This is a genomic window from Brevundimonas sp. P2_A6, from assembly GCF_056404975.1.
This window is the reverse complement of sequence record NZ_JBFUCZ010000004.1, coordinates 1-13771: the sequence shown is the minus strand read 5'-3', so window position 1 is coordinate 13771 and position 13771 is coordinate 1. Positions and strand designations below refer to the sequence as shown.

General features: G+C 67.6%; 13 protein-coding genes. 9 read left to right on the top strand and 4 right to left on the bottom strand.

Annotation, left to right across the window (positions count from 1 at the left end; genetic code table 11):
* The first annotated feature begins 24 nt into the window (after positions 1–24).
* Positions 25–951, top strand: coding sequence for a YihY/virulence factor BrkB family protein (locus AC1DW4_RS10970; protein ID WP_477017306.1), 927 nt, complete (start codon positions 25–27; stop codon positions 949–951).
* Here the strand turns inward: AC1DW4_RS10970 and AC1DW4_RS10965 are convergent.
* Together AC1DW4_RS10965 and AC1DW4_RS10960 are read right to left on the bottom strand one after the other, a co-directional pair.
* Positions 917–1153, bottom strand: a complete 237-nt coding sequence (locus tag AC1DW4_RS10965; protein WP_477017305.1) for a sulfurtransferase TusA family protein — start codon at positions 1151–1153, stop codon at positions 917–919. The two genes, AC1DW4_RS10970 and AC1DW4_RS10965, sit on opposite strands and share 35 nt — an antisense overlap.
* Complete coding sequence (locus tag AC1DW4_RS10960; protein WP_477017304.1) at positions 1150–1644, bottom strand: CinA family protein; 495 nt, start codon at positions 1642–1644, stop codon at positions 1150–1152. The genes AC1DW4_RS10965 and AC1DW4_RS10960 overlap by 4 nt, the downstream gene beginning before the upstream one ends.
* 82 nt (positions 1645–1726) lie before the next feature.
* On the opposite strand from AC1DW4_RS10960, the gene AC1DW4_RS10955 reads away from it, so the two are divergent.
* Entirely contained in the window at positions 1727–4027 is a 2301-nt protein-coding gene (locus AC1DW4_RS10955; RefSeq protein ID WP_477017303.1) for a fused MFS/spermidine synthase, read from the top strand.
* On the opposite strand, the gene AC1DW4_RS10950 is transcribed toward AC1DW4_RS10955, so the two are convergent.
* On the bottom strand, positions 4028–5161 hold the full coding sequence (locus AC1DW4_RS10950; RefSeq protein ID WP_477017302.1) for a bifunctional 2-C-methyl-D-erythritol 4-phosphate cytidylyltransferase/2-C-methyl-D-erythritol 2,4-cyclodiphosphate synthase: 1134 nt from the start codon (positions 5159–5161) through the stop codon (positions 4028–4030).
* Positions 5162–5225: 64 nt separating this feature from the next.
* Between AC1DW4_RS10950 and dusB the strand changes: the two genes are divergently transcribed.
* The 7 genes from dusB (at position 5226) to hflX (ending at position 13459) form a co-directional block, all read left to right on the top strand.
* Positions 5226–6284, top strand: coding sequence for a tRNA dihydrouridine synthase DusB (dusB, locus tag AC1DW4_RS10945; protein WP_477017301.1), 1059 nt, complete (start codon positions 5226–5228; stop codon positions 6282–6284).
* A complete protein-coding gene (locus AC1DW4_RS10940) occupies positions 6281–8542 on the top strand; it encodes a sensor histidine kinase NtrY-like (protein WP_477017300.1) in 2262 nt (753 codons plus the stop codon). Before dusB ends, AC1DW4_RS10940 begins: the two co-directional genes overlap by 4 nt.
* A 9-nt stretch (positions 8543–8551) precedes the next feature.
* A complete protein-coding gene (ntrX, locus tag AC1DW4_RS10935) occupies positions 8552–9958 on the top strand; it encodes a nitrogen assimilation response regulator NtrX (protein WP_477017299.1) in 1407 nt (468 codons plus the stop codon).
* Positions 9958–10821 carry a D-amino-acid transaminase gene (locus tag AC1DW4_RS10930; RefSeq protein ID WP_477017298.1) on the top strand — a complete coding sequence of 288 codons (864 nt, stop codon included), beginning with the start codon at positions 9958–9960 and terminating at the stop codon, positions 10819–10821. Before ntrX ends, AC1DW4_RS10930 begins: the two co-directional genes overlap by 1 nt.
* Complete coding sequence (locus AC1DW4_RS10925) at positions 10818–11603, top strand: class I SAM-dependent methyltransferase (protein ID WP_477017297.1); 786 nt, start codon at positions 10818–10820, stop codon at positions 11601–11603. Before AC1DW4_RS10930 ends, AC1DW4_RS10925 begins: the two co-directional genes overlap by 4 nt.
* Positions 11604–11763: 160 nt before the next feature.
* Positions 11764–12009 (top strand): RNA chaperone Hfq, encoded by a 246-nt coding sequence (gene hfq, locus AC1DW4_RS10920; RefSeq protein ID WP_013269198.1) that lies wholly within the window; start codon positions 11764–11766, stop codon positions 12007–12009.
* Positions 12010–12163: 154 nt separating this feature from the next.
* Positions 12164–13459, top strand: coding sequence for a GTPase HflX (gene hflX, locus AC1DW4_RS10915; protein WP_477017296.1), 1296 nt, complete (start codon positions 12164–12166; stop codon positions 13457–13459).
* A 97-nt stretch (positions 13460–13556) separates the two neighbouring features.
* Here the strand turns inward: hflX and AC1DW4_RS10910 are convergent.
* Positions 13557–13771 (bottom strand): hypothetical protein (locus tag AC1DW4_RS10910; RefSeq protein WP_477016228.1); only part of this gene is annotated, 215 nt, incomplete at its 5' end.

Genomic DNA, 13771 nt, shown 5'->3' with positions numbered 1-13771 from the left:
CTGAAGGCTGCGGCGGGAACCGGCTTGAGCGGATATCGGACGGACATCGCATCCCCAGGCTTCTGGGGCAGGCTCTCGGTGCGGGCCTTCACCCGCAGCTGGGGCCGTGACGTCATGCTCTACACCGGCGGGGTGTCGTTCTTCGCCCTGCTGGCGGTCTTCCCGGCCATCGCCATCCTGATCGGCTTCTACAAGGCGGTCCTGTCCATCGCCCAGGTGGGCGAACAGGCGGCGGCGCTGGCCGACGTCATGCCCCATGCCGCGCGTGCCATCTTCCGCGCCGAGATCGAGCGCCTGTCCAACGCCTCGGCCCGCACCGTCTCGACCCAGAGCGCCTTCGCCCTGATCGTCGGTGCCTATGCCGCCCACCGGGGATTCAAGGCCCTGCTGGCGGGGCTGAACCTGATCCACGACGAGACCGAACCCCACGGCTTCTTCAAGTTCAACCTGTTGGCCTTTTTCGTCGCTCTGTTCGCCTTCGCCCTGTTCACGATCGTTTCCGGTGCCGTCGTGACGTCCCGGCTGCTGGAACACACCGGGCCGGTGGCGGCGGACAGCGGATTCCTGCCGCTGGATGGGCTGTGGCCGGCGCTGGGTCTCGGGCTGGGCCTGACGCTGCTGTATCGATACGCCATGTCCCACCGCGACCCCGTGGCCTGGGGGCCGTCGATCACGGGCGGCGTGGTGGCGACCTTCATGTCGATGGTGTCGTCCTGGCTTTGCGCGATCTACGTCGAGCAGATCGCCCAACTGGGCGCCACCTATGGCTCGGTGGGGGCGGTGGTGGTGCTGCTGATCTGGCTGTCGTGGAACGTCAACGCCATCTTCTATGGTGGGGCATTCGCCACCGAGATGGAGATCGCCTGGCGTTCGCGTGGCGCGCCGGACGTGGAGCCCGAAGCCTCTGGTTCCGTCGTCAACCTGTCGGAGCGGCGCGCCTCGCGACGGTGATGGCAAGGCCGTCTTCGGTCTCCTGCACGGACAACACGCGCCCCCCCAGGTCTGCCATCAGGAACGGCACATCGATCCGGGCCATCGGATCTGTGGCCAGCAGCGTGAACTCGTCGCTGTCCTGCTGTTCTTCCAGCGCCTTTCGGAGCCGAAGGCTGGGGACGGGACACCGGTGCCCTCGCGCGTCAACGACGGTCGTCACGCGGCCTCCGCGGCGTCGAGCAGGAGCCGAAGCGCGACACGCACGCTCTCCAGGCGAACCGCCTCGCGGCCGATGTCACCGAACCGATGGGCCTCATGGCGGACGCCGCTTTTCGAAGCGCAGCCGAAATGCACCAGGCCAACCGGCTTGTCGGTCGACCCGCCGCCCGGCCCGGCGATGCCGGTGATCGACACGGTCAAATCGACGCCCGAACGATCCCGTGCCCCATCGGCCATCGCCCGGGCGACCGGCTCCGAGACCGCGCCGTTCCGCTCGATCAGGTCGGTGGAAACACCCAGCAGCGCCGTCTTGGCCGCGTTGCTGTAGGTGACGAAGCCCCGATCCACGACGGCCGAGGATCCCGGGATGGCCGTCAGGGCGGCTGCCACCAGGCCGCCGGTGCAGCTTTCGGCCGTGGCCAGGGTCAGGCCGCGATCGGTCGCCACGGCGATCACCGCTGCCGCCATCGCCTGGATATCGTCTGGAAACATCGCCCTATCCGCAGCCGCGCCGAGTCAGTCTAGCGTGGGCCGCGACAGGGGTTCTGTCGAGCCGAACACGCCCGGGGGATCCATGTCCGAAACCACCCTGAACGCGGATATGCCCGGCCTGGGCACCCCGGCGACCGGAGACAGGCTGACGCCGATCCTGTTCGCGGTGGCGATCTTCACCTCGGCCTCGCTGGTGTTCGTGGTCCAGCCGATGGTCACCAAGCTGGTCCTGCCGATGCTGGGGGGCTCGCCCTCGGTCTGGAACACCTCCATGGTCTTCTTCCAGACGGCGCTGTTGGTCGGCTACGCCTACGCCCACGTCCTGCAACGGCTGAAAAGCCTGCGCGCGCAGCTTGGTGTGCATCTGGCGCTGCTGGTCGTGGCGGCCTTGTTCCTGCCGTTGCACATCAACGGCCTGCTGGGTGATCCGAACCCCTCGGCTCCGATCGGGTGGCTGCTGATGACCCTGGTGCTGTCGGTCGGCGCGCCCTTCGCCGTGCTGAGCGCCACCGCGCCGCTGCTCCAGGCCTGGTTCGCGCGGGTCAGGGCGGGGCACGCGGACGGCAAGAATCCCTATGTGCTCTACGCCGCCTCCAACCTCGGCAGTTTTCTCGCGCTTCTGGCCTATCCGGTCGTGATCGAGCCGCTGATGACGCTGTCCGGCCAGCGCGCGGCATGGAGCGGGGGCTATGCGATCTTCATGCTGCTGGTCGTGGCGCTGGCCGCCTTGACGTGGAAGCGGGGGTTCGTTCCGGTGCTGGATGCCGCGCCGGTCGTCCGCAGCAAGCCGATCGTATGGCCCGACAAGATCAAGCTGATCCTGATCGCCGCCGCGCCGTCCAGCCTGATGCTGGGCGTTACGCAGCACCTGTCCACCGATGTCGCCTCCGCGCCCTTCCTGTGGATCATTCCGCTGGCGCTGTATCTGTTGACGTTCGTGATCGCGTTCGCGTCCAAGCCACTGATTCCTCTGGAATACACCTTCGCGTTCCAGGCCGCCTTGGCCGCCGCCTGTATCGTGCTGCTGCCCTTCCGGAACGGCGACTGGGTAATGATGTTCGCCCTGCACCTGGGCACCTTCTTCCTGACCGCCCTGATGTGCCACCAGGTGCTGGCGGCGCGGCGACCGGCCCCGGATCGGCTGACGGAGTTCTTCCTGCTGCTGTCGGTTGGTGGCGTCGTGGGCGGGGTGTTCAACGCCCTGATCGCGCCTGTGATCTTCAACATGGTGTGGGAGTATCCGCTGGTCCTGGTGCTGGTCGGGCTGGTTCGCCCCTGGAGCTGGGAGCCGGTCGGCAAGGCTGAGGTCGCGCTGCTGCTGGGCGGCATCCTGCTCGCCATCGTGCCGCCGGTGGCGCTGGAGGTCATGCGCTACAATGCCCCTTTCCGGGCCCTGTTCACGCTGGAGCAGATCGTGGCCCTGTCGCAGCTGATCTTCGGCGCGGCCGCGATCTGCGCCTTCGTGGTCCGTGATCGGGCACCGTTCTTCACCGTCATCCTGGCGGTCGTGGCCATGGGGTCGCACCACATCGCCCGCGGTTATGTCTGGGACCTCAGCGAGCGCAGCTTCTTTGGCCTGCTGAGGGTGGCGACGCCTCAGGACCCGCGCCTGGGCGGCCCTGTCCACGTGCTGATGCATGGAACGACGCTGCACGGCGCGCAGCCGGTGGACCGTCGGTTCGCCTGCATGCCCACCCTCTACTATGCGCCGTCGACGCCTCTGGGCCAGGTCATGCAGGGGCTGCAGCTGCGCAACGAGGGCCGGGGCGTCACCGTCGGGGTGGTGGGGCAGGGGTCAGGCGCCATGGCGGGCTACAAGCGCGCGGAGGACCGCCTGACCTATTTCGAGATCGATCCGATGGTCGACCGACTGTCGCGCGATCCCAAGTGGTTCACCTTCATCTCCGACTGCGCGGACGGACCGGTGCGCACCGTGCTGGGCGACGCGCGCCTGTCGATGGCCCACGAGACGCCTGGCAGCTACGACTATCTGGTCATCGACGCCTTTTCGTCCGACGCCGTGCCGACCCATCTGCTGACGGTCGAGGCGATCGCTGGTTACCTCAAGCTGCTTAAGCCGGATGGCGTGCTGCTCCTGCACCTGTCGAACCGCAATCTGGATATCACCCAGCCCGCCCAGGCGGCGGCCGTCTCGCTGGGGGTGCCCTATCTGCATCAGCTCTACGCGGAGCAGCCCTATGCGCCGGACATGGCGGAGGCTTCGACCGAGGCGATCATCCTGTCACCGACCGAGGCGGGGCTGACACGCTTCCGGGCCGACCCGCGCTGGGCCGTGTTGCCGGACACCCGGGTCAAGCCCTGGACCGACGACTATGTGAACCTGTTCGGCTCGCTGTGGCGTCACTTCAAGGGACGGGGTTAGTCAGGCCGGCAGTTCGATCGTCGCGATGGCCGAGGCGGCCAGGCCCTCTTCCCGCCCGGTGAATCCCATCTTCTCCATCGTGGTCGCCTTCACGCTGACCGCATCGAGCGGCAGACGCAGGATGTCCGCCAGGCGTTCGCGCATGGCCTGACGGTGCGGCTTCACCTTGGGCCGCTCGCAGATCAGGGTGACGTCGACGTTCACCAGCCGCCCGCCGCGCGCAGCAAGCCGTTCGACGGCATGGATCAGGAACTGGTCCGAGGCCGCGCCCTTCCACTTCGGATCGGTCGGCGGGAAGTGATCGCCGATGTCGCCGTCGCCCATGGCCCCCAGCACGGCGTCGGTCAGGGCGTGCAGCCCGGCGTCCGCGTCCGAATGCCCGATAAGGGTCTGGTCGTGCGCGATCTCGACGCCGCAGAGCCAGACGCTGTCGCCGGGCCCCCAGCGGTGAGCGTCGAACCCCTGACCGACACGGGTCTGTCTGGCGATCAGGGCCTCGGCCATGGCGAAATCCTCCGGATAGGTCAGTTTCATCAGGCGCGGATCGCCGGGAACGAGGCGGACGGTGCCGCCATCCCGCTCCACGACCGCGGCATCGTCGGTCGGCGGCTCACCAGCGGGCCAGGCCGCATAGGCGGCCAGCAGGCGGCCGATTCGGAACGCCTGCGGGGTCTGGGCCCGCCAAAGGCCCGCGCGGTCCACCGTGCCGTCGATGCAGTCGTCACCGCGCTTCAGGGTATCGGACACGGGCAGGGCGGCGATGGCGCCGTCAGCATGGGGCAGCGCAGCCAGCAGGCGCGTGATGACCTCGGCCGACAGCAGGGGCCGGGCCGCATCGTGGATCAGCACGATCTGATCCGGCGCGCCGTTCAGCACCCGCAGCCCCGCCTGCACGGAGTCGCTGCGTTCTGCGCCACCGTCGATGGCCGACCAACTCGACAGCCCGGCCAGGGCCTCGCCCGCGCGTTTCCCGCTCCCCGGCGCCACGACGACCACCACCTGTTCGGCCCCTGCGTCCAGCAGCGCCTCGACCGACCAGCGCACCACGGCCTTGCCGCCCAGCCGCCGCCACTGCTTGTCTCCACCGGCCCGAGAGCCGGATCCCGCCGCCACCACGATCGCTGCAAAGGTCATGACGGCCTTCTAGGGGCCACGATGGCGGTTGACGAGAGGCTCCGCATGCGATGGTGACGGACGGATGAGCACAGGCTTCCAGATCGGCGACGTGACCATTCCCGGACGGGTGCTGATGGCCCCCATGACCGGCATCACCGACCTGCCGTTTCGGCAACTCGCCTGTCGCCTGGGCGCGGCCTATGTGGCGACCGAGATGGTGGCCTCAGCCGAGCTGGCGCGCGGGCGGCCGGACGTCATGCGCCGGGCCGCCGTCGGCGACGGCCTGCCCCTGACGGTGATCCAGCTGGTCGGGCGCGATCCGGCGGCGATGGCCCAGGGTGCGCGGATGGCCGAGGAAGCCGGAGCCGACATCGTCGATCTGAATTTCGGCTGTCCGGCCAAAGAGGTCACGGGGTCCGCCTCCGGTTCAGCGCTCATGCGGACGCCCGATCTGGCGGGACGGATCATGGCGGCGGTGGTTGGGGCGACGTCGCGTCCGGTCACGGTCAAGATGCGGCTGGGCTGGGACGAAAACAGCCGCAACGCCGCCGAACTAGCCGCCCGCGCCGAAGCCCTGGGCGTGAAGGCGGTCACCGTTCACGGCCGCACGCGCCAGCAGTTCTACACCGGTCATGCGGACTGGGACGCGATCGGCGCGGTAAAGGCGGCGGTCGGGATTCCGGTGATCGTCAACGGTGACATCGTCACGGCCGAGCAGGCGAAGGAGGCCCTCGACAAGTCCGGTGCCGACGCCCTGATGCTGGGACGGGGCGTCTATGGTCGACCCTGGTTGGCGGCGCATCTGGACCGGGCGCTGCGTGACGGAACCGTCCTGACCGAGCCGGATGCCGCCGAACGATATGGCATCGTCGTCGATCACATGCGGGCCTCGATCGCCTTCTATGGAGCGGGGCTGGGTCTGAAGATGTTTCGCAAGCATCTGGGCTGGTATGTCGAGCAGGCCCCCTGGCCGGCCTCGCCCGAGGAACGTCGCGCAGCCAAGGGCCGGATTTGCCGCCTGGACGATCCGTCAGAGGTCGCCGAGGCTTTGGCGCGTCTGTGGGGCACCTTCTCCGAGACACATTTCCGCAACGGCGCTGTTGAGTTTTCGCCACAGCTAGCCGAAGCTGTCGCGATATGAACGACACGCCGGTCCAGCCCAGCGCGACAGATGGCGAGCCGTCCCTCTGGGGTCGGCTGGAGGCCGGACCCATGCGCGCCGCGTTCGGCGCGGCCTATGCCCTGGCCTTCCTGATCGCCGGTGCCGCCATCTGGTTGGTCGCTGTGGCCCCCGGTGCCGCTGCCGGCGATGACGCGCGAGCGACGGCCAGCCGCGCGGTCCTGTTCATCCTCGTCGCCAACCTGGTGCTGATCGCCGGGTTGGGCGCGGTGATCGGCAGTCGTGTGCTGCGTCTGTCGCAACGTCGGGCAGACGAACCGGGCGCACGCCTTCATCTGCGCTTCGTCACCCTGTTTTCACTGGTGGCGGTCGTCCCTGCGGTCCTGATTGCTCTGGTGTTCGGCCTGCTGGTCAATCGCGGCGTGGACCAATGGTTCAGCCAGAACGTCCGCTCGGCCGTGGAGAACGGCGCCACCATCGGCAGGGCCTATATCGCCGACGTCGGCGGCGGGCTGGATCGCGATCTCGGCACGATGGCGAACGAGCTGGGCGGCGTGCGCGATGTGTTCGACAATCGCATTCAGTTTTCGGGGGCCTTGAGCCAGATCGCGGAGTTCTTCGGCTATCCGGCGGTCTACATCCTGAACGGGCAGGGCGAAGTCCTGGCGCGTGGCGAGCTCCCGGGCGCGCCACCCTATGTCGCGCCGCCGCGCGAGGTTTTTGAAACCGCCGCCGAGGGCAATGAGGTCCCCGTCACGGTCACGGAGCATCCCGACACCGTTCGGGCCGTCTATCCGCTGCCCGACTATGGCGACGCCTATCTCTATGTCGTGCGGCCTCTGGCTCCCGGGATCGTCGCCCAGATGCGCAATGGCGAGGAATCGATCCAGGGCTATCGCGTCGCCGAGGAAAGCCGCGCCAGGCTCCAGGCGGCCTTCGCGCTCAGCTATCTCGAAACCGCGCTTCTGGTGCTTGTCGGCGCCGTCTGGCTGGGCATGTCGGCGGCCAGCGCGATCTCGGCCCCCATCGGCCGACTGGTGAAGGCGGCGGATCAGGTGGCGGCCGGCGATCTGTCGGCCCGGGTCGAGGCGGACGGGGCACCCGGCGAGATCGCCACCCTGTCGCGCGCGTTCAACCGCATGACTGGCGATCTGGAGGCGCAGCAAGCCGCCCTGAAGACCGCCAGCGAGGACGCCCAGGATCGCAGCCGCTTTATCGAGACCGTCCTGTCGGGCGTCAGCGCCGGCGTCATCGGCCTGGACAAGCGCGGCAGGATTTCCGCGATCAACGACAGCGCCTTGCAGCTGCTTTCGATCTCGGAAGTTGAGGTTCGTGGAAAGAAGTTGGCCGAGGTCGCCCCCGAGCTTGGCGAACTGGTCCGCCGCGTCGAAGCGCACATCGAGGAGGACATCGACGTGTCGCGCGAAGGCGAAATGCGCCGCCTGCGCGTCCGCATCGAGGGCGGGGTCGGCGGCGAGATGGTGCTGACCTTCGACGACATCACCCGGCTGGTCACGGCCCAGCGCAACGCCGCCTGGCGCGACGTCGCTCGCCGGATCGCCCACGAGATCAAGAACCCCCTGACGCCGATCCAGCTGTCGGCCGAACGGCTGAGGCGGAAATTCCGTCCCGCCATCACCGAGGACGTCGAGATCTTCGATCGCTGCACCGACACCATCATCCGCCAGGTGGGCGACATCGGCCGGATGGTGGACGAGTTCTCGTCCTTCGCCCGCATGCCCGCCCCGCGCTTCACCAATGAGAACCCCGCCGAACTTCTGCGCGAGGCCGTCTTCGCCCAGCGCGTCGCCGCGCCCGACATGGTCGTCGAACTGGTCGAACCCCTGCCCAAGGCCAAGATGAAGGCCGACGGCCGCATGGTCGGTCAGGCCCTGGCCAACATTTTGAAGAATGCCGGCGAGGCTGTGTCGGCCAGACGACTGGGCACGCCCGCCGACGAGGGCGACGTGGCCATCATCGCGCGGCTGGAGGTCGAGAGCGGTATCGCCACCTTCATCATCGAGGACGCGGGCAAGGGTTTGCCTGTCCGGGATCGCGATCGCCTGACCGAACCCTATGTCACCACGCGCGAGAAGGGCACGGGCCTCGGTCTCGCGATCGTGAAACGCATCTGCGAGGACCACGGCGGCGATCTGAAACTGTCCGACGCCGACACCCTGGGCGGTGCCAAGATCTGTCTGATCTTTCCCCTCATCCCCACCGGCAAAGCCGACCGCGCGCCCGAGCCGCAAAGCTCGCGCACGCTGGCGGCCGAATAGCGAGGCGATATGCGTTCAAACGGTGCAGACATCCTGGTCGTCGACGACGAGGCCGACATCCGCGACCTGGTCTCCGGCCTGCTGGAGGACGAGGGACATGCCGTGCGCTGCGCCTCCAGCTCGGAGGAGGCGCTGGCCGGTATCCGCGCCAGAAAGCCCAGCCTGATCGTGCTGGATATCTGGATGCAGGGCGGGGGCATGGACGGGCTGGAGCTGCTCGACCTGGTCAAGACGCTGGACGCCGACCTGCCCGTCGTCATGATCTCCGGCCACGGAAACATTGAGACGGCCGTCAGCGCCCTGAAGCGCGGCGCCTACGACTTCATCGAAAAGCCGTTCAAGTCCGACCGGCTGGTGGTCGTCATCGAGCGTGCCCTGGAGGCTGCCTCGCTGAAGCGCGAGAACAGGCGTCTGCGGGGGATCGCGATGACGCCGACCGGGCTGATCGGCCGCTCCGCCGCCGCCCAGGTCCTGCGCACCACCATCACCAAGGTCGCCCCGGCCAACAGCCGCGTGCTGATCTCGGGCCCGCCCGGATCGGGCAAGGAACTGGTCGCGCGCCAGATCCACGAGGCCAGTCCGCGCGCCAAATCGGAGTTCGTCGCCATCTCGGCCGCCGGGATGACGCCCGAACGCCTGGATCTGGAGCTGTTCGGCGAGGAGGGTCATGACGGTCGTCCGCGCAAGATCGGCGTCTTCGAACGCGCCCACAACGGCACCCTGTATCTGGACGACGTCGGCGACATGCCGCGTGAAAGCCAGAGCCGCATCCTGCGCGTCCTGGTCGAACAGCGCTTCCGGCGGGTGGGTGGAGAACAGGACGTCCAGGTCGATGTCCGCGTCGTCACCTCGACCTCGCGCGACCTGAAGATCGAGATCGCCGAGGGGCGCTTCCGCGAGGACCTGTTCCATCGGCTGAACGTCGTGCCCATCCGCGTGCCACCCCTGTCGGAACGGCGCGAGGACATCGCCGAACTGGTCGATTATTTCATCGAAACGCTGAGCACGTCTCAGGGGCTGCCGCGTCGTCGCCTGGGCGAGGACGCCATCGCCGTGCTTCAGGTCCACCCCTGGCCGGGCAATGTCCGCCAGCTGCGCAACAACGTGGAACGCCTGCTGATCCTGGCCACCGGCGACCTGAACGACCCGATCTCGGCCGACATGCTGCCTCAGGAGGTCGCCTCGACCGGCGGGACCGGCATCGGCACCGAACGCACCATCGCCCTGCCGCTGCGTGAGGCGCGCGAGGTGTTCGAGCGGGAATATCTGGCCGCCCAGATCATGCGTTTCGGCGGAAACATCTCGCGCACGGCCGCCTTCATCGGCATGGAAAGATCGGCCCTTCACCGCAAACTCAAGTCGCTGGGCGTGTCGCCCTCGCGCGGTGGTGACGAGGACGAAGGGAGCATCGACTGATGTCGCGCGTCGCCTATGTGAACGGGGTCTACCAGCGCCACTCGGAGGCGACGATTCACGTCGAGGATCGCGGATTCCAGTTCGCCGACGGCGTCTATGAGGTCTGGTCGGTCTTCGGCGGCCGCATGGCCGATTTCGAAGGTCACATGACCCGGCTTCATCGCAGTCTCAATGAGTTGCGCATCGACATCCCCATGACGTCCGAAGCCCTGACCCGCGTCCTGAAGGAAACCATCCGCAGGAACCGCGTCCGGGACGGCATCGTCTATCTGCAGGTCACGCGCGGCACGGCCCGGCGCGACCACCCGTTCCCCGCGCCCGGCACCCCGCCCAGCGTGGTGGTGACGTCCAAATCCATCCCCTTCGCCCGGTCTCAGGCCCAGGCCGCCAAGGGCGTCGCCGTCGTCACCCATCCCGACATCCGCTGGGGCCGTTGCGACATCAAGACGGTCGGCCTGTTGCCCAACGTCCTGGCCAAACAGGCCGCGCGCGACAAGGGGGCCTATGAGGCCTGGATGGTCGACGAGATGGGCCTGATCACCGAGGGCTCGTCCACCAACGCCTGGATCGTCGACAAGGCCGGAAAGCTACGGACGCGGGATACCCAGGCCAATATCCTGAAGGGCATCACCCGCACCGCCATCATGGCGATGATCGAGGCCGAGGGCATCGAGCTGGACGAACGCCCCTTCAGCGTCGACGAGGCCAAGGAGGCGAAAGAGGCCTTCTTCACCGCCGCCGGGGCCTTCGTCATGCCCGCCATCTCCATCGACGGCGTGAAGATCGGCGACGGCAAACCGGGCCCCATCGCGACGAAACTGCGCGCGCGCTACCTTGAAGAGGCGAAGCGGGGCGCGGTGTGATCAGGCTGTATCGCTGGCTGTTTGGCCGAGCCGGCCATCGGCCAGAACCACTCTCGACCCCGATCCGCGACACGGACGCCGACTGGGAGGCGATCGGCCGAACGCAGCCCTATTACGGTGTCCTCACGGATCCGAAGTTTCGCACCGAGGCGATCGACGCGGATGCGAAGGCCGCCTTTTTCGCCAGCGGGGATGCCGAGATACGCCATCAGCTCGCCGTCCAGCGCGCGCGGTTCGGCCCTTTCGAGCCGCGTTCGGCGCTGGACTTCGGCTGCGGTGTGGGGCGGTTGACCCGTGCGCTGGGCGCGGTCACGGGCCGGGCCGTGGGCATAGATGTGGCGCCTTCCATGCTGGCGGAGGCCCGCCGTGACGCGCCCCACAGCGTCGCGTTCGCCGACCATCTTCCTGCGGGGCCTTTCGATTGGATCGTATCCATCATCGTGTTCCAACATATCCCACCCGATCGCGGCTATCGCCTGCTGCGCGACTTGCTGGCGCGGGCCGGGCCAGCGGCCGGGCTGACCCTGCAGTTCGTTCTTTACCGCGATCCGCGACACCGCCACATCGCCGGTGGCCGCCTGTCGGTGGGGGAGGGGATCGAGACGCTCGACACGTCGGACGCCCTGGCGCGGCTTGCCCCGGGCGAAATGGTCATGTTCGACTACGACCTTTCGATCGTGATGGCCTTGGTCTTCGAGGCGGGCTTTGAAGAGGCGGCCCTGGTCCACACCAACCATGGCGGCTTCCATGGTGTCTACATTCACGGCCGGAGGCGCGCCTGAGGGGCTTGCAGGGCGGCGTCCGCCGTACCATTTGCCGAAATCGTCGATCCGACGTTGCGACCCGGCAACCCCGTCGTCTAGGCTGACAAGGTCGGGTTCAACCGGCCCCGCGTTCCTCCCCGGACGCGGCGAAACAACAAAAGAACAGGACAAACCTGCCATGTCGCAAGACAAGCGTCAGAACCTTCAGGACACCTTCCTCAACTCGGTCCGCAAGACCAAGACCCCGCTGACCATCTTCCTCGTCAACGGCGTCAAGCTGCAGGGCATCGTGACCTGGTTCGACAACTTCTGTGTGCTGCTGCGTCGCGACGGGCAGTCCCAGCTCGTCTACAAGCACGCCATCTCCACCATCATGCCGTCAGCACCCGTGCAGCTGTACGAGCCTGAAGCCGACGAAGATTGACGCCACGCGTCAACCATCGGGCTTGACCCGAGGGCCAGACGTTCAGGGGCTCGTTTTCTAGGCGCGGAGGCACCATCTTGCCTCCCGTCCGCTATTCACGCGCGGACACTCCGATCCTCCGATCAAGTCGGAGGATGACGAAGACAGGAAACCCTTGGCTACACATCTCATCGACCATTCCGTGCCGCTCATCCGGGCGGTCGTCATCCATCCCGACATGGGCGAGCGATCGTCCCGACCGGCACAGGAACGGCTTGAAGAGGCCGCCGGCCTCGCCCGCGCGCTGGACCTCGACGTCCGCGCCGAGGAGGTCGTGCGCCTGCGCAAGACCACGCCCGCGACCCTGTTCGGCACCGGCAAGGTCGAGGAACTGGCCGCCCTGATCCGCGCGGCGGAGGCCGAGGCCGCCGTCATCGACGACGACCTGACCCCCGTCCAGCAGCGCAATCTGGAAAAGGAATGGGACTGCAAGGTCATCGACCGCACCGGTCTGATCCTGGAGATCTTCGGCCGTCGCGCCCGGACGAAGGAAGGCCGGCTGCAGGTCGAACTGGCCCGCCTCGACTATGAGCGCTCCCGCCTCGTCCGCACCTGGACCCACCTCGAACGCCAGCGCGGCGGCACCAGCTCGACCGGCGGCCCCGGCGAGACCCAGATCGAGCTCGATCGCCGCCTGATCGCCGACCGCATCGTCAAGCTGAAGGGCGAACTGGAGGAGGTCCGCCGCACGCGCGGCCTGCATCGGAAACAACGCAAGAAGGCCCCGTTCCCCGCCGTCGCCCTGGTCGGCTACACCAACGCCGGCAAGTCGACCCTGTTCAACCGGCTGACGGGGTCCGAGGTCCTGGCCAAGGACCTGCTGTTCGCCACCCTCGACACCACCCAGCGCACCATCCGCCTGCCCCAGGGCCGCCCGGCCATCATCGCCGACACCGTGGGCTTCATCTCCGACCTGCCGCACGAACTGGTCGAGAGCTTCCGCGCGACGCTGGAGGAGGTGGGCGAGGCCGACCTGATCCTGCACGTCCGCGACATCGCCTCGGCCGACACGGAGGCGCAGGCCAGGGACGTCGAGGACGTCCTGAAAATGATCGAGCAGCCTGAGGGCAAACCCCGCCGCATCCTGGAAGTCTGGAACAAGACCGACCTGCTGGACCCTGACGCCCGCGAGGCCATCGAGGGCCAGGCCGCCCGTTCCGGCAACACCGCCGTCGCCGTCTCCGCCTGGAAGGGGGAGGGTATCGAACGCTTACGCCAAGCCATCACCGACCTGATCGACGACGACCCCGAGACCGAACTGATCCTCCAGCCCTCACAGGGCGAGGCCCTCGCCTGGCTCTACGAGCACGGCCGCGTGACGGCGCGCGACACGGACGATCAGGGGCGGATGCTGCTGACCGTCCGCCTTGACCCTCAAGCGATGGGACGGTTCGAGCGGCAGTTTGGGTGAGGTGAGGGCTTCGACTTCGGACGGGAAATGTACGCTTTTCGACCAAAAGCCTACGACCGCTTCCGACCCATTGCGGACACTTCGGTAGGTTGGTTGATCAGTTCATTGCCCCGTAAATCAGCGCGGCTGCCGCCCGCCAGCCTGGACTGTCAAACATAAGAGCCTCAGTCGTCTGTTCTGCGACAACTGGAAGCCCCACGAACCACCACACCGGGTGGACACGCCCCTCCACCAACCGGTCGCGGAGCATGGCGATCGGGACGAGACTGTATGCGGCGACAACCGCGAACCAGACCTCCGGTCGCGGAACGT

Bases quoted from the DNA above. Each gene is read 5' to 3' on its own strand.
- AC1DW4_RS10960 (WP_477017304.1), bottom strand. From the start codon at position 1,644: ATGTTTCCAGACGATATCCAGGCGATGGCGGCAGCGGTGATCGCCGTG.
- AC1DW4_RS10955 (WP_477017303.1), top strand. From the start codon at position 1,727: ATGTCCGAAACCACCCTGAACGCGGATATGCCCGGCCTGGGCACCCCG.
- AC1DW4_RS10950 (WP_477017302.1), bottom strand. From the start codon at position 5,161: ATGACCTTTGCAGCGATCGTGGTGGCGGCGGGATCCGGCTCTCGGGCC.
- dusB (WP_477017301.1), top strand. From the start codon at position 5,226: ATGAGCACAGGCTTCCAGATCGGCGACGTGACCATTCCCGGACGGGTG.
- AC1DW4_RS10940 (WP_477017300.1), top strand. From the start codon at position 6,281: ATGAACGACACGCCGGTCCAGCCCAGCGCGACAGATGGCGAGCCGTCC.
- ntrX (WP_477017299.1), top strand. From the start codon at position 8,552: ATGCGTTCAAACGGTGCAGACATCCTGGTCGTCGACGACGAGGCCGAC.
- AC1DW4_RS10930 (WP_477017298.1), top strand. From the start codon at position 9,958: ATGTCGCGCGTCGCCTATGTGAACGGGGTCTACCAGCGCCACTCGGAG.
- hfq (WP_013269198.1), top strand. From the start codon at position 11,764: ATGTCGCAAGACAAGCGTCAGAACCTTCAGGACACCTTCCTCAACTCG.